At 59.7% G+C, this 21,365-nt stretch carries 18 protein-coding genes; 3 read left to right on the top strand and 15 right to left on the bottom strand.

The annotated features are described in order from the left end of the window. Nucleotides 1–184: 184 nt before the first annotated feature. Nucleotides 185–973 (top strand): EcsC family protein, encoded by a 789-nt coding sequence (locus tag AERO9A_RS05920; protein ID WP_256665871.1) that lies wholly within the window; start codon nt 185–187, stop codon nt 971–973. Between the two features lie 38 nt (nt 974–1,011). After that, on the top strand, nt 1,012–1,323 hold the full coding sequence (locus AERO9A_RS05915) for a hypothetical protein (RefSeq protein ID WP_159971007.1): 312 nt from the start codon (nt 1,012–1,014) through the stop codon (nt 1,321–1,323). Between the two features lie 221 nt (nt 1,324–1,544). On the opposite strand, the gene AERO9A_RS05910 is transcribed toward AERO9A_RS05915, so the two are convergent. The 7 genes from AERO9A_RS05910 to AERO9A_RS05880 form a co-directional block, all read right to left on the bottom strand. Then, nucleotides 1,545–2,282: an HNH endonuclease signature motif containing protein gene (locus tag AERO9A_RS05910; RefSeq protein WP_159971006.1), complete on the bottom strand. Its 738-nt coding sequence runs from the start codon at nt 2,280–2,282 to the stop codon at nt 1,545–1,547. A gap of 136 nt (nt 2,283–2,418) precedes the next feature. Next, complete coding sequence (locus AERO9A_RS05905) at nt 2,419–2,688, bottom strand: barstar family protein (protein ID WP_159971005.1); 270 nt, start codon at nt 2,686–2,688, stop codon at nt 2,419–2,421. 124 nt (nt 2,689–2,812) lie between these two features. Continuing rightward, nucleotides 2,813–3,445 carry a LysE family translocator gene (locus AERO9A_RS05900; RefSeq protein ID WP_159971004.1) on the bottom strand — a complete coding sequence of 211 codons (633 nt, stop codon included), beginning with the start codon at nt 3,443–3,445 and terminating at the stop codon, nt 2,813–2,815. A gap of 102 nt (nt 3,446–3,547) precedes the next feature. Continuing rightward, nucleotides 3,548–3,910: a hypothetical protein gene (locus AERO9A_RS05895; RefSeq protein ID WP_159971003.1), complete on the bottom strand. Its 363-nt coding sequence runs from the start codon at nt 3,908–3,910 to the stop codon at nt 3,548–3,550. 426 nt (nt 3,911–4,336) lie between these two features. Then, the gene (locus AERO9A_RS05890; RefSeq protein WP_159971002.1) at nt 4,337–5,632 is read right to left on the bottom strand and encodes a TRAP transporter large permease; all 1,296 of its coding nucleotides are present in this window, start codon (nt 5,630–5,632) and stop codon (nt 4,337–4,339) included. Next, complete coding sequence (locus tag AERO9A_RS05885; RefSeq protein WP_159971001.1) at nt 5,622–6,098, bottom strand: TRAP transporter small permease; 477 nt, start codon at nt 6,096–6,098, stop codon at nt 5,622–5,624. The genes AERO9A_RS05890 and AERO9A_RS05885 overlap by 11 nt, the downstream gene beginning before the upstream one ends. 106 nt (nt 6,099–6,204) lie before the next feature. Continuing rightward, nucleotides 6,205–7,206 carry a DctP family TRAP transporter solute-binding subunit gene (locus tag AERO9A_RS05880; protein WP_159971000.1) on the bottom strand — a complete coding sequence of 334 codons (1,002 nt, stop codon included), beginning with the start codon at nt 7,204–7,206 and terminating at the stop codon, nt 6,205–6,207. 306 nt (nt 7,207–7,512) lie between these two features. On the opposite strand from AERO9A_RS05880, the gene AERO9A_RS05875 reads away from it, so the two are divergent. Beyond that, the gene (locus AERO9A_RS05875) at nt 7,513–8,070 is read left to right on the top strand and encodes an NADPH-dependent FMN reductase (protein ID WP_159970999.1); all 558 of its coding nucleotides are present in this window, start codon (nt 7,513–7,515) and stop codon (nt 8,068–8,070) included. Nucleotides 8,071–8,486: 416 nt separating this feature from the next. On the opposite strand, the gene hutC is transcribed toward AERO9A_RS05875, so the two are convergent. From hutC to AERO9A_RS05835, 8 genes are all read right to left on the bottom strand, one after another. Further along, on the bottom strand, nt 8,487–9,194 hold the full coding sequence (hutC, locus tag AERO9A_RS05870; RefSeq protein ID WP_159970998.1) for a histidine utilization repressor: 708 nt from the start codon (nt 9,192–9,194) through the stop codon (nt 8,487–8,489). A 130-nt stretch (nt 9,195–9,324) separates the two neighbouring features. Continuing rightward, on the bottom strand, nt 9,325–10,860 hold the full coding sequence (gene hutH / locus AERO9A_RS05865; RefSeq protein WP_159970997.1) for a histidine ammonia-lyase: 1,536 nt from the start codon (nt 10,858–10,860) through the stop codon (nt 9,325–9,327). A gap of 117 nt (nt 10,861–10,977) precedes the next feature. Then, a complete protein-coding gene (gene hutU / locus AERO9A_RS05860) occupies nt 10,978–12,639 on the bottom strand; it encodes a urocanate hydratase (RefSeq protein ID WP_159970996.1) in 1,662 nt (553 codons plus the stop codon). Nucleotides 12,640–12,728: 89 nt separating this feature from the next. Then, nucleotides 12,729–13,946, bottom strand: coding sequence for an imidazolonepropionase (gene hutI, locus AERO9A_RS05855; RefSeq protein WP_159970995.1), 1,218 nt, complete (start codon nt 13,944–13,946; stop codon nt 12,729–12,731). Nucleotides 13,947–14,267: 321 nt separating this feature from the next. Beyond that, nucleotides 14,268–16,046, bottom strand: coding sequence for an acyl-CoA dehydrogenase C-terminal domain-containing protein (locus tag AERO9A_RS05850; protein ID WP_159970994.1), 1,779 nt, complete (start codon nt 16,044–16,046; stop codon nt 14,268–14,270). A 163-nt stretch (nt 16,047–16,209) separates the two neighbouring features. Then, nucleotides 16,210–18,000, bottom strand: coding sequence for an acyl-CoA dehydrogenase C-terminal domain-containing protein (locus tag AERO9A_RS05845; RefSeq protein WP_159970993.1), 1,791 nt, complete (start codon nt 17,998–18,000; stop codon nt 16,210–16,212). A gap of 103 nt (nt 18,001–18,103) precedes the next feature. Then, entirely contained in the window at nt 18,104–19,417 is a 1,314-nt protein-coding gene (locus AERO9A_RS05840) for a GGDEF domain-containing protein (RefSeq protein ID WP_372239637.1), read from the bottom strand. 113 nt (nt 19,418–19,530) lie between these two features. After that, nucleotides 19,531–21,336: a phenylacyl-CoA dehydrogenase gene (locus AERO9A_RS05835; protein ID WP_159970991.1), complete on the bottom strand. Its 1,806-nt coding sequence runs from the start codon at nt 21,334–21,336 to the stop codon at nt 19,531–19,533. Between the last annotated feature and the right edge of the window lie 29 nt (nt 21,337–21,365).

The raw sequence follows: 21,365 nt of genomic DNA, 5'->3' as shown, positions 1-21,365 counted from the left end.
ATGACGCTCTTTTCATCCACCGGTTTTGCGGTGGGTGTAAGGGCTGCTTGCTGGAGGTTTGCGCCACGCGGCAGCGTTACAAAGTCGTAGGATAGGTCGAGCAAAGCGAAACCCACCCTGACCATGCAACTTGGATCGCGCAGTGCGATGCCTAGGCGACTTGCCTGTTGCATGACAACGTAATATGGTTGCCGACAAGGAGTGGCACAGTGCCATCCAGCTAAATTTAGCCAAGGAACAGCTACCCCTCTCATCCTTCCCCATTAGACAGCCAGCGGCACTATGCACGCTAAGGTTCTCTACATTTCTTATTAAAAAATATAAGGACATATATATGAAAGAAAAAATAACAGAAAACAAAATCATGCAAGCCCTTGACTGGGCCTACGATAAAGCCGTGAACGGTGTGCCAGGACTTGACTCCGCTAGCGAACTTGCCAGTGACTACATGAAGCAAAATGGCTCACGCCGGGATCAGGCCAACTCGCTCATCAGGTGGCAGAACACAAAAGCAGGGACTTCCGGCTTTTTAACTGGACTAGGCGGCCTAATAACCATGCCCGTCATGATCCCCGCAAATATAACAAGCGTCATGTACGTCCAGATACGCATGATATCCGCAATAGCACACATGGGCGGACACAACCTCAATGACGACAGAGTCAAATCTTTGGTCTATGCATGCCTCACTGGCAATGCAGCAAAAGACATACTGAAAGATGTAGGAATTGTAGTGGGTAGAAAGCTTACGGAAAGCGCAATAAAAAACATCAGCGGTAAAACTATAACAGCCATAAACCAACGCGTTGGCTTCCGCCTTCTCACAAAATTCGGTGAAAAGGGCGTTATCAATCTAGGAAAGGCCGTGCCCCTTCTTGGTGGCATCGTAGGCGCCACGTTCGACTCGGTCGCCACTAACACTATTGGCAACATAGCTAGGGACACATTCATACTTGAAGTCGAACCAGCATAAATCCAACAGAACATCAGCCATCGACCGCCGAGCATTACATGGATAGAGCACTAGCAAAAAAGCTGATACTGCAGATAGGTTCAGAATACGGTTATCAGACGGAAGGAAAAGAGACGGACTCCTCCATTTACATATACTTTGATCGATCCAAGCATGGGATAGCCTTCAAAGTAAAAAATTCTAATCACCCGAGGGCTGCAGAAGAGGGCTGGCTTCAGGTTCATCATTTTGAGGGCGATCCAGAAGAATGGGGGCCAGCGCTCCACTCCATTAGAACCATGGGAGATGTTGTCGCCTTCTGCCAAACACTTATTACATTTAACCAAATAAAATCAAAACGCAAAGAGTAGTCAAAGCAAGCACCTCCAAAGCAAGAGCGACGTGATCAGTGGAGGCAGGGTCATAGATGATGATACCTCCTACGAATCAATGACTCCGCCCCTATTAATTCGGGCTACTCGCTGGATATTTGCGCCACGTGATAGCCTTACAGAATCGTAGGATGGGTAGAGCAAAGCGAAACCCATCAGCCAGTCCTGGGTTTCGCTTTGCTCTACCCAGGCTACTCGCTTTAAAACGACATACCAATCATGCAATTATCGGCAATACACGATGTAAATTCATTGCACCCACCATTTGGAAAATGCACTCGGAGAAAATCACCATTCGCTTCAAATCTCAGACCCGCAAGCACCATATCTAATCTCTCCACAATGATCTCTTTTGGAGGATTAACCTTCAACAGTAGATGAATTTTTCTTGCCTTTTCACGAATGGTGATTGAATTGGCTTTAACCTCAACGTCCCATGATCTTGTAGCCGCCTTCCATTCGTTATCTTCGATAGATAGCGTCACTTGACCATTAGAATCAGTAAAAAGGCCAGAAAACCTAAATGGTTCGCCGGGATATTCGGGTGGCTCGATACTGAACAAAGGATGCCCTGCCACCGCTATTGGAGTTGGGCAGTTCCGCAACAGTACACCGCCAAATTGCAGAGAGGGATGATCATCAACAATGTCGAAGAACTCTCTAGAATAGCCTTGCTGTAAGCACTTTGGATTTCGCATTGCTAATTTCACTCTTGCCTTTGACCACATACCTGTAGTGATCTTTGCGTGACATTGCGGGCACAAAAGCGCAATAGCGTCTGGATCGTGTTTGCGAGCATCCTTGAACTCTGGATCTACATGCTCATACTGAACTATACCTAGACCACAGATAACACAACCAAATCCACATTTTTGGCGCACAAGGCGCTTCACATCAGATGAGATATCTCTGCTAAGCCCAAATGCGTTATAGGTCAAAGTGGAGCCTCCAAATTCGCATAGCATCTAACGCCCCAATCAATTGCGCATTGCACCGTAACCAAAGCGTTTAAAAAATTTCAAACCGCAACTGCGAAGGTTGACTGCGTCAATTGCATTGGATTGTTATAGCGTTTTATTCCCATAACACTTTACATGCTATGGATGGTATTTCTGCATTTAAGTCATCGAAACATCGCCTTAACTGGCGATACGAATCGGGAAAAGCAATTTTAAATGCCTCAGTTCCCTTGAAGTGAATCTCCTCGGGCAGAACAACTAAACCTGTAATCGAGTCCCAAAACCCATCCCAGTTTTGTCCATAAAAATCGGGGAAGCCAAGTTTCTTCGCAAGGTGAATATGAAGCTGTTTTTCAGATTCAATAACATCTAATTCAATTTGCATAAGACCTCTTTAATATCGATGGACTCCAGAGCGCTATAACGCCCACATAAAAGGCCGACTGGAGCGCAGCGCAAGGAGGTCCAGCGGAACGTAGTGGAGCGATTTTGATGTGTTTGTTAGGCATTTATGATGCGAAAGATGAAGCCAACTTAACACCAAGAACACCCATTACAGTGCCAGCCATTCGATCAACCCATTTCTTGTAGGCAAGATACCCCTCTCGCCACTTTTTCGCTGACAAAGTGAGTGCGACGATGACATACCAACCAGCCTCAATAAAAAATACACACACCAAAACCGCTAGCATAAATTGAACAGAGACAGCGCTAGGCATTAAAGCAGCAAATACGCTTGCATAGACAATAGCTGTTTTTGGGTTGCTAACTTGAGTGGTGAAACCAAGGCCAAAGTATTTATGTCGATGATATTTTTCTGCAACATCGACAGGTGCCTTTTCAGGAAGGGAATGTGTTGCCCCTTGCCAGATACGGAAACCCAAATAAATCAGATAGACTCCACCAAGTATCTTTAACACGATATAAAGTACAGGAATCGCTGAAAAGAGAGCACTAAGCCCCAATAGGGCTGCAATAGCAAAAATTGTTGCGCCAATTCCCATTCCTAAGGCTGTGTTTAATCCCGCTCGTCGACCGTGAGCTATAGAAGTCTGAGCCACAATTAGGAAACTTGGGCCAGGGCTCATTGCGCCGATAGCAAGGGCGATGGCAATTCCAATCAGTGCTGTTAATTCATGCATCTCTGCACTCCTGTGATTTATGCCTAACGTTTGGTTAAGGGGCGGGCTTTAGCCCGTCCCAGTGAGCGCAGCGAACGGTTTGAACCAATTGTTATATGCGTATCACTGCGCTTCATTGATGTAAATTTTGTGCTCTGTGCCTTTGTTGTCAATGGCAAGCATGTATTTACTTTTACCTGCCGGCCAGACAAACGATAAAGAACATAGATTTTCCAGATTGACACTATGGGATGCACAATGTTTCTTTAGGTTGTCACCCCAATAACCAATTGATTTTTTTATTCTATCTGACTCAAGCTGAGCGGGCCTGAACTCCCTTGTAAGCCAGTTGATTTCAATGTCGTAGCCTTTCTTGTGAATTCTCCCAATTTCGTCGGCAACGAAATCATGGTCGACATAGTTCATTGAGCTTACAAAGCTGTGCCCAAAATTGTGAATTGCTGATTTTATGTTTTTGTACTTCATGTCTAGATCAGCATATAACGTTTGGTTAAGGGGCGGGCTTTAGCCCGTCCCAGCGAGCGATTTGAACCAGTTGTTATGTTTTCTTGCGCTATGCATCATTAAATACTTTAAATGCAATCAGGCGCCTATCTGCAGCATTAAACCTAAGGATGGTCTGAAATAGCCCGACATTTCCGGCCGACTTCGACCTCTGCCGATTTTGAACGCACCGACCAGTCAAAACCGGTCAGGTTGTCCGCTCAGCGCTTCGTTTTTGGCCGTCACGAGCACGTATGTATCTCCCGGTGCAACTCATGCACTCGACCGTGCAGCTTTCCCTCATATTCCCGCCACGTTATGCCGTCCACACCCGCCGCAGCATCCCGCTTGAGTGCATAAAAGCTCTCTACCAGTAGCCACGCCGTCAACCCGCGTGGCGCAATTCACCTACACCGCATAGCCCAGCACACGCGGCAGCCACAGGGCGATTTCGGGGAAGATCGCCACCAGAATCAGCGCGCTGAACATCACCACGACGAACAGCGCCGCCCAGCCGATGGTTTGCTCCAGGCGGATCTTGGCGACTTCTGCCGTGACCATCAGATTGATCGCCACCGGCGGGGTGAACTGGCCGATGGCAATGTTCATCGCCAGCAGGATGCCGAACCACACCGGGTTCCAGCCGAAATGCTGCATCACCGGAATCAGGATCGGCATAAGGATCAGGTAGATGGAGATGGCATCGAGCAGCATGCCGGCCAGCAGCACAGCGAGCATTACCAGCGCCAGCAGCACCCAGCCGTTGTCCGACAGCGAGATCAGCCATTCGGCCAGATGGCGGAAGGTGCCGAGCATCGTTCCCGCCCAGGCGAAGATGCCGGCCAGGGCGATGATCAGCATGACCACACCGGAGATCACCGCCGCCTCGCCGCACAGGCGCCAGAGGCTGCGCCAGTCCAGCTCACGGGTCAGCCACAGGCCTACCGCCACGCCGTAAGCCACGCCGACCACGGCAGCTTCGGTCGGTGTGAACAGGCCACTGCGCAGGCCGCCGAGGATCAGCACCGGGGCGAACAGCGCGGGCAGCGCTTGCTTGAAGCTCTCGCCGATGGCCGGGCGCTCGCCCTCTTCCGGGCTCTCCCACCCATAGCGGCGCGACAGCAGCCAGGCCGGTAGCAACAGCACCAGACCGGCAATGATGCCGGGGAACAAACCGGCGGCGAACAGCGCGCGCAGATCCACACCCGGCACCACGATGGAGTAGAGAATCAGCGCAATCGATGGCGGAATCAGAATCGCGGTCGAAGCCGACGCGGCAATCAGCGTGGCGGAGAACGGCTTGGGATAACCGGCCTTGGTCATGCTCGGCAGCATCACCATGGCCACGGCGGCGGCATCTGCCGGGCCGGAACCGCTCATGCCGCCCATGATCAGGCACACCAGCACCGCCACCAGAGCCAGGCCACCATGCCGTGGGCCGATCAGCGCCTGGGCGAAACGCACCAATCTCAGCGCCACACCGGCTTTCTCGAACACCAGGCCGGTGAGGATGAACAGCGGAATGGCGATCAGCGGGTACTTGGCCACGCCGTTGTAGGTGTTGGTGCCGAGCGTGGCGAGCATGTCCGGCGACAGACCGGCGATGATGCCGATGGCGCCAGACAGACCAAGGGCGAACGCCACCGGCACGCCGAGCGCCAGCAGCACGATAAAGCTGAGGATCAGCCACAGATCAGGGCTCATCGCTGATCCTCCCGCGCAGGCGATCGACGGTCATCTGGGTCAGGCGCACGAACACCAGCAGCGCCAGGATCGGCAGCCAGATCACGTACCACCAGTTGGGTAGGCCAAGGCCGGGCGATTCGGAATCCCACTGAAATTCCTCCCAGGCGAACTGCCCGCCGTACCAGCACACCAGCCCCAGCACCAGCACACCGGCCAGCCACTGCAGCAGGATCAGCGGCGTGCGCAGGCGCGGGAACATACGCTCCAGCAGGCCGATACGCATATGCCGGTTGCTGCGCATGGCCACCGAGGCACCGGCAAAGGTGAGGATGACCAGCAGGAACACCGAGATTTCCTCGGTGAAGGCGAAAGAAGCATCGGTGAAATAACGCACCACCACGTTGGCCAGGCTGATCAGGCTGATGATCACCAGGGCCAGGGTGGCGAGCACGCGCTCCAGCGGCGCGTCGACTTGCTTGCTCATAAGAACCTCAATAGCCGGGGCTATCCTCGCCCCGGCTAGGCAACACGATCGCGAATGAATGCGCTCCTACAACGTCCGGTTAGGAGCATCCATATGCCCTGACGAATCAGGGCTGGGCTACGGCCTTGCGCGCGGCGTCCATCAGGGCGTCGCCGATGCGCGGTGCCCACTTCTGCTGCACGCTGGCCGTGGCCTCGACGAATGCGGCGCGCTCGGCGTCGCTCAGTTCGATCACTTCCACGCCGCGCTCACGCACGTCGGCCAGGCGCTTGGCCTGCGCACCGCGCGACAGTTCGATCTCCCACTTGCCCGCGTCGATGGCAGCCTGACTGAGCAGCGCGCGATCTTCTTCGGGCAGGGACTTCCACACGCGCTGGTTGACGGCAAATACCAGCGGATCGGCCATGTAGTCCCACAGGGTCAGGTACTTCTGCCCCACCTGATCGGCACGCGCCACGTCGAACACCGACAGCGGGTTTTCCTGACCATCCACGGCGCCGGTGGTCAGCGCCGGTTTGGCGTCGGCCCAGCTCATTTGCGTGGGGTTGGCGCCGAGGGCGGTGAAGGTGTCCTGAAACAGCGGCGAGCCAACCACGCGAATCTTCAGGCCGACCAGATCGGCTGGGCTGCGCACCGGCTTGACCGAGTTGGACAATTGCCGAAAGCCGTTCTCGCCCCAGGCCAGCGGGACGATGCCGCGTTGCTCGATGGCAGCGAAGGCCAGCTTGCCCGCTTCCCCCTGGGTGATGGCGTCGAGGTCGGCGTCGTTCTTCATCAAAAATGGCAGGGAGAACAGGTTGAGTTCCGGCACCTGCGGCGACCAGTTGATGGTCGAGCCCACGGCCATGTCGATCAGCCCCGAGCGCATGGCGGAAAACTCCTTGGTCTGGTCACCGGCGACCAGTTGCGCGTTGGGGTACACGCGCAGGGTGATGCGCCCTTGCGAGCGTTCGTTGACCAGTTCGGCCCACTTTTGCGCGGCCTGGCCCCAGGGGAAGGCGTCCGAAAGGACGGTGGAGACGGAGTATTCACGCGCCTGCGCGGCGGCGCACAGGGCAGTCAGCGCAGCGCCAGCGGCGAGCGCGCAGAAGAGTCGCTTGAGTTTCATCGGGGGCGTCCTTGTGTGGATCTTGGTGTTGTCGTTGTGGCACCGGCGCGGCGGTGCGGATCCAGCGGCGAGCGGTTGGCTCGCCTGGCACGCCAGGTCGGCATGCGGGTGGGACACGGCAAGTGTCGGTGTCACGCCTGCCGGGCAAGCCTTGTGGGCGACCAGCAAACGCCAGTTGGCAAGCTGGCCGCCCAACTATTCCAGATGCGTGCGGCGAATACCATGGTCTGGATGCACGCCGCTCTCCCCCATCGGTCACAGAGGTCTATAGTAGCGGCCTACTTTCCACCCACCCAAGGATGACTCATGAGCAAAATTCACAACGTCGCCGTGCTGGTCGGTAGCCTGCGCAAGGCCTCCATCAACCGCAAACTGGCACTTGCGCTGGCCGAGCTGGCACCGGCCTCGCTGAACCTGGAAATCGTCGAGATCGGCGACCTGCCGCTATACAACGAAGACGCCGATGGTGACAGCGCACCGGCCAGCTATGCGCCATTCCGCGACAAGCTCAAGGCCGCCGACGCCGTGCTATTCATCACCCCGGAGTACAACCGCTCGATCCCCGGCGCCCTGAAAAACGCCATCGACGTCGGCTCGCGCCCTTACGGCCAGAGCGGTTTCAGCGGCAAACCCGGCGCACTATTGAGCAGCTCGCCGGGTGCCGTCGGCGGCTTCGGCGCCAACCATCACCTGCGTCAGTGCCTGGTATTCCTCGACGTCTACATGCTGCAGCAACCGGAAGCCTACCTCGGCGGCGCCGGCAACTTCTTCGATGAAAACGGCGTGCTCAGCGACAGCATCAAGCCGTTCCTGCAGAAGTTCATCGATGCTTACGCAGCCTGGGTCGCCAAGCACGTCGGCTAAGCCAACGCTCGGCACCGCTCAGCGCCAGAGCGGTGCCGATGGCGTGCGCCCTGCGGCGCAGCGCCTATGGAGCGAAACGCTGGATTGGTTCGAACGGCATATGACCGAGCGAGCAGCGGCCTGATGTTTTTCGCGCGCACAAAAAAGAAAACCCCGCGTTAGCGGGGTTCTGCAGACTGTGCCCTGACATCCTTGATCTGCTCACCGTCCTGGTGGCTGTCCTGTGTGTCCTTTTTCGTCGATGCGCTTCCTGCGCTGAATCCATGGACGGCAGAGTACGCCCGTCCGGCATGGCTCGAAAGCGGCGATCATCGCGACAACTTGTAAGCAATGGCTTACATCGCGCCGAACCACGACGCCTTCACCTTTGCAGCATGACGCAGTGCTCACAACGCGCTAGCACGGAGATAAACAGGCTATCGGCGTTTGTGCAGAGAACGCAGTTTGTAGCGCTCACCGGGATGGATCAGACGCGCGTAACTGATCAGGTGATCATCGGACCAAGTGCGCCGAATCACGCTCAGGCAGGCCATGCTCGGGTCGATCTGCAGGTGTGCAGCAGTATCGCCATCCACCAGCACCGCCTCGACCACATGCTCGACATCCGACATCGGGCAGCTCGCCACCAGCACTTCGTTGGGCGTCTGCTGGCTGAAGTCAGTCTGCAGGTAATCCGGCACCCAACGCGGGTTGACGAAGCGATCCTCCAACTGGATCGGCAGATCGTCCTGCAGGTGCACCAGCACGCTGTGGAACACCTCGGTGCCCAGACGCACGCCCAGGCGCAGGGCGACCTCGTCGTCGGCAGCGATGGCTTCGCAGCGCAGCACACGGTTGGCGTAGGCGTGGCCGCGCCCGCGTACTTCGCTGGCGATGTTCATGACCTCATGCAGCGGCGATTCGGCCTTGCGGTCGGTGACGAAGGTGCCCAAGCCAGCCTGGCGCACCAGATAGCCCTTCTGCACCAGATTCTGGATCGCCTTGTTGGCGGTCATGCGGCTGACGGAGAAATCACGTGCGAGCTGTTCTTCCGGCGGGATCTGGTGATGAACCGGAAACGCACCGTTCTGAATGCGCTCCAGCAAAAATGCCTCGATGGCTTTGTAGCGCGGGGTGCTGCTCACGAAAACTCCTTGGAAAAACCGGCTGCGCGGATGATAGCGTCCACCGCTGCAACTGGCAGTAGAAGCGTAGCCCGGATGCAATCCGGGGGCGCGCAACGGCAGCCCCAGGATCGTATCCAGGCGACGTCGATCAGCCGACCGAAGGCAGCATCCCAGCGGGCAGCAGCGGCGTCAGCACGCGCTCGGCGAGCAGTGCGTTGGCGTCGGCGATGTCCGGGGCGAAGAAGCGATCCTCGACGTAGTACGGCACCTTGGCGCGCAGTGTCTGACGCGCCTGCTCCAGCGCTGGGGTACTTTTCAGCCCTTCGCGGAAGTCCAGGCCCTGGCAGGCGCCGAGCCACTCCACGGCGAGCACCCCACGGGTGTTCTCGGCCATGTCCCACAGGCGTTTGCCGGCGTTGGGCGCCATCGATACGTGGTCTTCCTGGTTGGCCGAGGTGGGCAGGCTGTCGACGCTGTGCGGATGAGCCAGGGCCTTGTTGTCGCTGGCCAGCGCCGCCGCCGTGACCTGGGCGATCATGAAGCCGGAATTAACGCCGCCATTGGCCACCAAAAACGGCGGCAGTTGCGACATGTGCTTGTCCATCATCAGCGAAATCCGCCGTTCGGACAGCGAGCCGATCTCGGCGATGGCCAGGGCGATGTTGTCGGCGGCCATGGCGACAGGTTCTGCATGGAAGTTGCCCCCGGAAATCACCTCACCTTCGGCGGCGAATACCAGTGGGTTGTCCGATACCGCGTTGGCCTCGACGCCGAGCACTTCGGCGGCCTGACGCAGTTGGGTCAGGCAGGCGCCCATGACCTGCGGCTGGCAGCGCAGGGAATACGGATCCTGCACCTTGTCGCAGGCGGCGTGTGAGCGGCCGATCTCGCTGCTGTCGCCGAGCAGGTGACGGAAGGCGGCTGCCGCGTCGATCTGCCCGCGCTGACCACGCGCGGCATGGATGCGTGCATCGAAGGGCGAGCGCGAACCGAGCAGCGCCTCGACGCTGAGCGCACCACAGACGCTGGCGGCGGCGTACAGGTCTTCACCTTCGAACAGGCCGCGCAGCGCGTAGGCGGTGGACACCTGGGTGCCGTTGAGCAGGGCCAGGCCCTCCTTGGCCGCCAGGGTCATGGGTTGCAGACCGGCGATGGCCAGTGCCTCAGTGGCCGGCAGCCATTGGCCCTTATGCCGCGCCTGGCTTTCGCCGAGCAGCACCAGCGACATATGCGCCAGCGGCGCCAGGTCGCCGGAGGCGCCGACCGAGCCTTTCAGCGGAATGTGCGGGTAGACCTCGGCATTGACCAGGGCGATCAGCGCCTCGATTACTTGCCGACGGATACCGGAGAAGCCGCGCGCCAGGCTGTTGATCTTCAGCAGCATGATCAGCCGCACCATGGCATCGCTCAGCGGCTCGCCGATACCGGCAGCGTGCGACAGCACCAACGAGCGTTGCAGTTTTTCCAGGTCATGGCTGGCGATACGGGTCGAGGCCAGCAGGCCAAACCCGGTGTTGATGCCGTAGGCGGTGCGGCCCTCGGCGATGATCTGGTTGACGCAGGCGACGCTGGCGTCGATGGCCGCATGGGCGCTGGCGTCCAGGGTTAGGTGCACGGGGGCCTGGTAGGCGGCGCGCAGGTCGGCCAGGGTTAGCTGGCCGGGTTTCAGGTTCAGGGTGGTCATGTTCTGTTCTTCCACGGAGTGAGTTCGCGCCTGGCGAGCCAGAGCCGAATAATGGCTGAAGTCGCGATACGTGCAGTGATTGAAGCGCCGCCCCATCGGGTCGGCGTCGAACTTGTCTTAACCGATCATCGGCAGGTTCAACCCCTGCTCGCGGGCGCAATCAATGGCGATCTGGTAACCGGCATCGGCGTGACGCATCACCCCGGTGCCGGGGTCGTTGGTCAGCACGCGGGCGATACGCGCGGCGGCTTCGTCGGTGCCATCACAGACGATGACCATGCCTGAGTGTTGGGAGAAGCCCATGCCCACGCCGCCACCATGGTGCAGCGACACCCAGGTGGCGCCGCTGGCGGTGTTGAGCAGGGCGTTGAGCAGCGGCCAGTCGGACACGGCATCGGAGCCATCCTGCATCGCTTCGGTCTCGCGGTTGGGGCTGGACACCGAGCCGCTGTCGAGGTGGTCGCGGCCGATGACGATGGGCGCACTCAATTCGCCCGAGCGCACCATTTCGTTGAACGCCAGACCGAGCTTGGCGCGCTGGCCCAGGCCGACCCAGCAGATACGCGCGGGCAGGCCCTGGAAGGCGATACGCTCGCGGGCCATGTCCAGCCAGCGGTGCAAATGGGCGTCGTCCGCGATCAGCTCCTTGACCTTGGCGTCGGTCTTGTAGATGTCCTCGGGGTTGCCAGACAGCGCCGCCCAGCGGAACGGGCCGATGCCACGGCAGAACAGCGGGCGAATATATGCGGGCACGAAGCCGGGGAAGTCGAAGGCGTTGGCCACGCCCTCTTCTTTCGCCATCTGGCGGATGTTGTTGCCGTAGTCGAAGGTCGGCACGCCCATCTTCTGGAAGTCGAGCATGGCCTGCACATGCACGGCCATGGACTGTTTGGCGGCCTTGACCACTGCTTGCGGATCGGTGGCGGCGCGATCTTTGTATTCGGCCCAGCTCCAGCCAATTGGCAGGTAGCCGTTGAGTGGGTCGTGAGCGCTGGTCTGGTCGGTGACCATGTCCGGGCGCACGCCACGACGTACCAGCTCCGGCAGAATCTCAGCGACATTGCCCAGCAGGGCGACGGAGATGGCCTTGCCTTCTGCGGTGTACTTGGCGATGCGCGCCAGGGCGTCGTCCAGATCGGTGGCCTGCTCATCGACGTAGCGGCTGCGCAGGCGGAAATCGATGCTGCTCTGCTGGCATTCAATGTTCAGCGAGCAGGCGCCAGCCAGGGTGGCAGCCAGCGGCTGGGCGCCGCCCATGCCGCCTAGGCCTGCGGTGAGCACCCAGCGGCCCTTGAGGTTGCCCGCGTAGTGCTGGCGACCGGCCTCGACGAAGGTTTCATAGGTGCCCTGGACGATGCCCTGGCTGCCAATGTAGATCCAGCTACCGGCGGTCATCTGGCCGTACATGGCCAGGCCCTTGGCATCCAGTTCGTTGAAGTGCTCCCAACTCGCCCAGTGCGGCACCAGGTTGGAGTTGGCGATCAGCACGCGCGGCGCGTTGCTATGGGTCTTGAACACGCCGACCGGCTTGCCGGACTGCACCAGCAGGGTCTCGTCGTCATTGAGCTTGGTCAGGCTCTCGACGATCTTGTCATAGCACTCCCAGTTGCGCGCGGCGCGGCCGATGCCGCCGTACACCACCAGCTCCTTGGGGTTCTCGGCCACGTCCGGGTCGAGGTTGTTCATCAGCATGCGCAGCGGCGCTTCGGTCAGCCAGCTCTTGGCGGTCAGCGTATTGCCGCGCGGGGCGCGGATTTCGGTGTCGCGGAACTTGGTCATGTTGCGGGCTCCTGTGGGAACGGGTCGAGGTGGGCGGTCAGAGCCAGCCCAGAAGTTGTGCGAGGCAGGCCAGAGGGATGACGCGAGACTCAGCGCACATGGCTGATGATTCCGCCGAAGACGCGCTGACGCAGGCGCCCGGCCTGCACCGCGTAGGCCAGCTCAGCCGGTTGCTGGATGTCCCACAGGCACAAATCGGCGGGAGCGCCGACGGCAATGCGGCCCAGCTCGGGCAAGCCAAGGGCACGGGCGCCATGGGCGGTCATACCGGCCAGGGCTTCACGCGGGGTCAGGCGAAACAACGTGCAGGCCAGATTGGCCATCAGCGTCGGCATACAGATCGGCGAAGTGCCGGGGTTGGCGTCGCTGGCCACAGCCATCGGCACGCCGTATTGGCGCAGCAACTCGATAGGCGGTAATTGGGTTTCGCGCAGCACATGGAAGGCGCCTGGCAACAGCACAGCCACGCTGCCCGCCTCAGCCATGGCGCGAACACCGGCTTCGTCCAGGTATTCGATATGGTCGGCCGACAGCGCGCCGTAACGCGCGGCCAAGGCGCTGCCACCCAGGTTGGACAACTGTTCGGCATGGGCCTTGATTGCCAGGCCATTGGCCTGGGCGGCCTGATAAACGCGCTCGCACTGCGCCGGGGAAAAGGCGATGCCTTCGCAGAACACATCCACCGCATCGGCCAGCCTCTCGGCTGCCGCTGCCGGGATCATTTCGTCGCAGACCAGGCTCACGTAGTCATCGCTGCGCCCGGCGTATTCAGGCGGCAAAGCATGGGCGCCCAGCAGCGTAGTTCGCACGCGCACGGGGCGCAGCTCGCCCAGGCGGCGGGCCACGCGCAGCATCTTCAGCTCAGCCTCGACGCTCAGACCATAACCAGACTTGATCTCCACCGTGGTCACGCCATCGGCCAGCAGCGCATCGAGGCGCGGCAGACTGGCGGCGATCAGTTCATCTTCGCTGGCAGCACGGGTAGCCCGCACGCTGCTGAGGATACCGCCACCGGCACGGGCAATTTGCTCGTAACTCACACCTTCCAGGCGCTGCTCGAACTCAGCGGCGCGATTACCGGCATAGACCAGATGGGTATGGCAGTCGACCAGCCCCGGCGTCAGCACACCGCCGCGCCCGGCCTCGATGGCGCCCTGAGCCAACGCCTCATCGAAGGTACGCGACGGCCACAGGCCGACAATGCGCCCCCCTTCGACCAGCACGCTCATTACCTCGTCTAGCTGCGCCAGGCCATCGAAGACCTGCACATCGCGCCAGAGCTGTTTCGAGGTGGATTGCATCGGCATGGGACTCTCCCGGCTCAATTTGTATATACATTATGAGTGAAGCGGATGGACGTCAAGCGACATCTATCTGGATCGTCACTCTCGGATAAACCATGCATCACAGGAAATTCCTCAGCGCCTGCTATGGAGAGGGCATCTCAGGCGACGAAGGACTAGAACACAATGTATATACATTAAGAAGGCATCAGCCCACGGCCAGCCTCCCTACCTGTCGACAGGAACACCGACCCTGAATATAGAAAGATCAACGCCTTGTAGAGGGAATGCAAAGAAACATAAACCCCGGCGCGAAGGCCGGGGTTGGGGACACAGCGACAGCGCTCAGAACTGCGCAGCATCCAGCAGATAAAGCGACTCGCTACCGGCTTTGACCGATGCACTCAGCGAATGAATGCGCGGCAGCAGGCGGGCGAAGTAGAAACGCGCGGTGCCTAGCTTGCTGGCATAGAACTCATCCTGCCCTTCCTTGCCCTGCGCCGCACGCGCCATCAGTGCCCACATATAGGCATAGGCGGTGTAGCCGAAGGCCTGCAGGTACTCGACCGAAGCGGCGCCGATTTCGTTGGGATTGCCCTTGGCGCTATCAAGCACCCAGGCCGTCAAGCCATCGAGGCTTTCCACGGCAGCCGCCAGCGGCTGAGTGAACTCACTCAGCGAGGCATCAGCCGAGGCGACGAAAGCTTTGATCTCGTCGGCGAAGTGTTTGTAGTAGCTGCCACCACTGCCAACGATCTTGCGCCCCATCAAATCCAGCGACTGGATGCCGTTGGTACCTTCGTAGATCTGGGTGATACGGCAGTCGCGCACCAACTGCTCTTGGCCCCACTCGCGGATGAAACCGTGGCCGCCGAAAATCTGCTGGCCGTGCACGGTGGTTTCCAGCGCCATGTCGGTAAGGAAGGCCTTGGCCACCGGCGTCAGCAGTGCCACCAGTTCCTCGGCACGCTGCGCGGTGGCTTTGTCTTCGCTGTACTTGGCGGTATCGAGCTGCATCGCAACGTAGCTGGAGAAGGCGCGCCCCCCCTCGTTCAACGCCTTCATGGTCAGCAGCATGCGGCGCACATCCGGGTGCACGATGATCGGGTCGGCGGCTTTGTCCTTGGCCACTGGGCCGGTCGGCGCACGGCTCTGGATGCGCTCGCGGGCGTACTCGATGGCGTTCTGGTAGCTGCGCTCACCAAGTGACAAGCCCTGGATGCCAACGCCCAGGCGCTCGTAATTCATCATGGTGAACATCGCCGCCAGGCCCTTGTTGACCTCACCGATCAGGTAGCCGGTGGCGCCATCGAAGTTCATCACGCAGGTGGCCGAAGCCTTGATGCCCATTTTGTGCTCGATGGAGCCGCAGCCCAAGGCGTTCTTCTCGCCCAGCGAGCCGTCGGCATTGACCATGACCTTCGGCACCAGAAACAGCGAGATACCCTTGGGCCCTGCAGGCGCGTCGGGCAGTTTGGCCAGCACCAAGTGAATGATGTTCTCGGTCAGATCGTGTTCGCCGCCAGTAATGAAGATCTTGGTGCCACTGATCTTGTAACTGCCATCGGCCTGCGGCTCGGCCTTGGTGCGGATGATGCCTAAGTCAGTGCCGGCGTGCGGCTCAGTCAGGCACATGGAGCCAGCCCAGACGCCGGTATACATATTCGGCAGGTACTGCGCCTTCAAGTCTTCACTGGCGTGATTGAGGATCGACAGGCAGGCGCCAGAGGTCAGCATCGGGTACAGCCCAAAGGACAGGCTGGCCGAGTTGACCATTTCCTCGACCTGGGCGCCGATCACCTTGGGCATGCCCATACCGCCGAACTCCGGCGCGCCACCGACACCAACCCAGCCACCTTCGGCGTAGGTGCGGTAAGCCTCGGGGAAACCGGCTGGGGTTTTCACCACGCCGTTATCCCAGGAGCAGCCTTCTTCATCACCGCTGCGGTTCAGCGGCGCGATGCTGCCTGCGGTGACCTTGCCAGCCTCTTCCAGAATGGCGTTGGCGGTTTCTTCATCCACCACGTCGGCCAGGGCCGGCAACTCGGCCCAGAGCTTGGATACTTCGAAGACTTCATTGAGCACGAAGCGCATGTCGCGCAGGGGGGCTTTGTAATCGGCCATGACACATCCTCGGGGAAACGTACTGACGATAGGTCACCGAGTTTAGACCAACAACATTTCAGACACATAGGGTCGTGTTGTGACCAGTAATTCACACGAAGTCTGTAGGCGCCTGAAAAGCAAAGGCCCGCCAAATGACGGGCCTAACAAGCATGACCGCCGGTCAGAAGGCGAAGCAATCCTCCGCCAGTTGCATGGTGCTGGCACTGCCTGCACCGATAGCCAGGCGATGCGCCTCGGTGCGCGGCAGGATGCGCTGGAAGTAGAACGCGCAGGTAACCAGCTTGGCCTGATGGAAGCCATCGTCCTCGCCCGCCGTCACTTTCTCCTGAGCGACGACGGCCATACGCAGCCAGAAGTAAGCCAGCGTCACGTAGCCCGAGTACATCAGGTAATCGACGGATGCCGCACCGACTTCGTCCGGGTTTTGCATCGCAGCCATGCCGATCTGCTGGGTCAACTCGCCCCACTGCCTGTTCAACATCGCCAGTTGCGCCACCTGCGCGGCCAGTTGCGGATGCGCCGCTTGCGCTTCGCAGAACTTGTGCACCAGGCGGGTGAAGGCCATCAGCAGCTTGCCCTGACTGCCCAGCACCTTGCGCCCGAGCAGATCAAGCGCCTGAATGCCGTTGGTGCCCTCATAGATCGGCGCGATTCGGCAATCACGCACCAGTTGCTCCATGCCCCACTCCCGAATGTAACCATGCCCGCCGAACACCTGCATGCCATGGTTGGTGACCTCCAGCCCGGTTTCGGTCATAAAGGCCTTGCAGATCGGCGTGAGGAAGGCCAGCAGGTTCTCGGCGTCCTGGCGCGCTTCGGCCGTCTCGGCGTGGTGGGCGACATCAATCAGTTGCGCGGTGAAGTAGGCCAGCGCGCGATTACCTTCGTTGAAAGCCTTCATGGTCAGCAGCATGCGCCGTACATCCGGGTGCACGATGATCGGGTCAGCGGCTTTATCCGGCGCTTTCGGGCCAGTTAGCGAACGCATCTGCAGGCGTTCACGGGCATAGCGCAGCGCACCCTGATAGCTGGCTTCGCCCAGGCAGAGGCCCTGCATGCCGGTGCCCAGGCGTGCGTGGTTCATCATGGTGAACATACAGGCCAAGCCCTTGTTGGCTTCACCGATCAGGTAGCCGGTGGCGCCATCGAAATTGATCACACAGGTGGCCGATGCCTTGATGCCCATTTTGTGCTCGATGGAGCCGCAGCTCACTGCATTACGCGCCCCAACGCCCTCTCCCTGCGGCAGGAACTTGGGCACGATGAACAAGGAAATGCCCTTGGTACCGGCAGGCGCGTCGGGCAGTTTGGCCAGCACCAGATGCACGATGTTCTCGCTCATGTCGTGCTCACCGGCAGAAATAAAGATCTTCGTCCCGCTGAGCGCGTAGCTGCCATCGGCCTGCGGCACGGCGCGGGTCTTGATGATACCCAGATCAGTGCCACAGTGCGGCTCGGTCAGGCACATGGTGCCCGTCCAGCGACCTTCGGTAAGGCGAGTGAGGTAGGTCTGCTTCTGTTCTTCGCTGCCGTGGGTGTGGATCGCCGACATGGCGCCGTGAGTCAGCCCCGGATACATGGCCCAGGACTGGTTGGCCGAGGCGACCATTTCGCTGACGATCAGCCCGAGCGATTCGGGCAGCCCTTGACCACCGTAAAGCGGGTCGGCAGCCAACCCCATCCAGCCACCTTCGGCGTATTGAGCGAAGGCCTCCTTGAAGCCCTTGGGCGTGGTGACCACGCCGCCGTCGAAGTGACAGCCCTCTTCATCACCGCTGCGATTGAGCGGAGCCAGTACCTGTTCGCAGAACTTGGCGCCCTCCTCCAGAATCGCCGCCACCATATCGGGGCTCGCATCACTGGCGCCGAGAGCCTCGTAGTGAGCGGGGAAGGCAAACACATCATCAATCAGAAAGCGCATGTCGCGCAGCGGGGCCTTGTACTCGGGCATGGTCGTTCTCCGTTCGCTAGCGGTCAGGTTGCCCCACGCTACCGCTGCGAACGAACAGGCAACAATGATCGTTGGCCGCCTGAATGCGCCGCCATAAGTCGGCTCAGTCGCTGGCGACCTTCACCGCGCCCCGGCGGAGCCCCGCGCTGCGGATACAGTTGCGCCCGGCGGCTTTGGCGCTGTAGAGCGCCTTATCCGCAAGCTTGATGACCTCCTGCGGGCTGCGCTGCTCAGCCTGGCGCTGGGCCACGCCCATGCTCACGGTCACCGACACCTCGTTTGCGCCCCTGCCCCCGCGCCGCTGCTTACCCTCACGGTCATCCTGCGGGCGGCTCTGTTTGTCACGCAATTGCATATGGTAGTGCTCGATAGCCAAGCGCACCGCCTCCATATGCGGCAGGCAATGCTCCAGGCTCTTGCCTGGGAATAACAGAGTGAACTCCTCGCCACCATAGCGATAGGCCTTGCCGCCACCTCCAACCTTGCGCAACTGGCTGGCCACCAGGCGCAGCACCTGATCGCCAACATCATGGCCGTGGGTGTCGTTGAATTTCTTGAAATGGTCGACATCGACCATGGCAATCACGTAGTCGCGCCCCAGCCGCTGCAGGCGCTCGTTCAAGGCGCGCCTGCCAGGCAGCCCGGTGAGCTCGTCACGAAAAGCCATCTGATAAGCCTCGTGCGCCACGGCAGCAACCAGCATGAGCATCACCATGCTGCTCATCACCTGCAGAGCATTGGCCAGGATAAACACCTGCGGCAGCATCCAGAAAAGGCCGGCCAACCCGACCAATTGCGCGGCATGTAAAGGGCGCGGACGGCGTAGGTACTGCACCAGTAAAGCAACGAAGGCGAGCAAAAAAATCAGATAGACCAACTGCGCGAGCGTCATCCAAGCACCGTGCAACGACGGCCAGTGAATCTGCGCCAGCCATTCGGCAATACCTTGTGGGTAGCGACGCGCCAAGCTCGAAGCCACCGCACTGACCGCCAGCAGCACCAGGGCACGGGCGAAGAGATCCTGCGCCAGGTGCGAACGCTCTTCCCAGCAGCCATAGAGTGCGTAGAGCAAGGGCAGCAACAGGCAGATCAGATGGAAGACCAGCGCGGCATCTTCGCGCACTTGGCCGCTATCGCGGAAATGATCGACCTGGATATCCAACAGAAAGTAGCCGACATAAAGCACCAACAGCAGGAACACTTCACGCTGACGGCCATAGGTCAGGCAAAACGCGCCCCCCAGCAGCAACAACAGAGTCGGCAGTACATTGAACAGCGAGACGAAGAACTCGCTCAGTGCCGGCAGACGTGCAGCCACGACACCACCGAACAGAAACGGCAGCGATGAAAGGAAGTGACTGAGCCGCAGGCTGGCCAGGCGTTTCACAGCAGTATCCTGAGCAAAAGGTGAAGGCATTCTGCCTGCTTGGTCACAATAAAACAGCAACCGCTCTCCACATTCACTTCAATGACACCGCCAAATACGACGACGCCGCCCATAAGGGCGGCGTCGCGGTCAACCTGAGGGGCTTAGAAGCCCAGAGCGAAATGCTCCTCGTCCATCTCCATCAGGTTGTTGGCGCCCGACAGCATGGATTCGACATGCGTGCGGGTACGCGGCAGGATGCGCGCGAAGTAGAAGCGAGCGGTCTGCAACTTGGCCTTGTAGAACGCGGCATCGCCTTCACCGGCGGCCAGCTTCTCGGCAGCCAGGCGCGCCATGTCAGCCCAGAAGTAGGCCAGGCAGGCGTAGCCGGAGTACATCAGGTAATCCACCGAAGCGGCACCGACTTCCTCACGGTCCTTCATCGCCGCCATGCCGATCTTCATGGTGACGTCGCCCCACTCCTTGTTCAGCTTGGCCAGCGGCTCGACGAACTCTTTAACCGCGTCGTTGCCTTCGTTGGCCTGGCAGAACTTGTGCACGATCTTGGTGAAGTTCTTCAGCGCGCCACCCTGAGTCATCAGCACCTTGCGGCCCAGCAGGTCGAGCGCCTGAACGCCGGTGGTGCCTTCGTACATCATGGAGATGCGGCAATCACGCAGGTTCTGCTCCATGCCCCACTCGCTGATGAAGCCGTGACCACCGTAGATCTGCATGCCGTGGGAGGCGGACTCGAAGCCCACTTCAGTCATGAAGGCCTTGGCGATCGGCGTCAGGAACGCCAGCAGTTCGTCGGCAGCCTTCTTCTGCTCTTCATCCTGGCTGTACTTGACGATGTCCACCTGCTTGGCGGTGAAGTAAACCATGGCGCGGTTACCTTCGGCGAAGGCCTTCATGGTCAGCAGCATGCGGCGTACGTCAGGGTGCACGATGATCGGGTCAGCGGCTTTGTCCGGCGCTTTCGGGCCAGTCAGCGAACGCATCTGCAGACGCTCACGGGCGTACTTGATGCCCCCCTGGAAACCGACTTCGGCATGGGCCAGGCCTTGCAGCGCGGTACCCAGGCGAGCGGTGTTCATGAAGGTGAACATGCAGTTCAGGCCTTTGTTGGCCGGGCCGATCAGGTAACCGGTCGCACCGTCGAAGTTCATCACACAGGTGGCATTACCGTGAATGCCCATCTTGTGCTCGATGGAGCCACAGGACACGGCGTTGCGCTCGCCTACACCACCGTCGGCATTGGGCAGGAACTTCGGCACGATGAACAGGGAGATACCCTTGGTGCCAGCCGGAGCATCGGGCAGGCGGGCCAGAACGATATGGACGATGTTATCGGCCATGTCGTGCTCACCTGCGGAAATGAAAATCTTGGTGCCGCTGACTTTGTAACTGCCGTCGGCCTGCGGTTCCGCCTTGGTGCGTAGCATGCCCAGGTCGGTGCCGCAATGCGGTTCGGTCAGGCACATGGTGCCGGTCCACTCGCCGGACACCAGCTTGGTCAGGTAGGTGTGCTTCTGCTCGTCGGTGCCGTGCTCGCTCAGCGTGTTCATCGCACCGTGAGACAGGCCCGGATACATACCCCAGGACCAGTTGGCCGAGCCGACCATCTCACTGATAGCCAGGCCGAGGGATTCCGGCAGACCTTGACCGCCGTGATCGACGTCATGCGCCAGGCTCGGCCAGCCGCCTTCGACGAACTGCTGATAAGCCTCTTTGAAGCCGGTCGGCGTCTTCACGCCCGACTCGCTCCAGGTGCAGCCTTCGGTATCCCCCACACGGTTCAGCGGTGCCAGCACCTGCTCACAGAACTTGGCGCCTTCTTCGAGGATGGCGTCAACCATATCCGGGGTGGCGTCCTGACAACCTGGCAGGCTCTGGTAGTGAGCTTCATAGCCCAGCAGCTCGTCACGAACGAAACGAATGTCACGCAAGGGGGCCTTGTAGTCAGGCATAGCGAATAACCTCTGCGGTGGTGTCCTAA

Origin of the sequence: Pseudomonas sp. 8Z, assembly GCF_902506535.1 — a bacterium.
Lineage (GTDB): Bacteria > Pseudomonadota > Gammaproteobacteria > Pseudomonadales > Pseudomonadaceae > Aquipseudomonas.
This window is presented reverse-complemented; position numbering and strand designations above follow the sequence as displayed.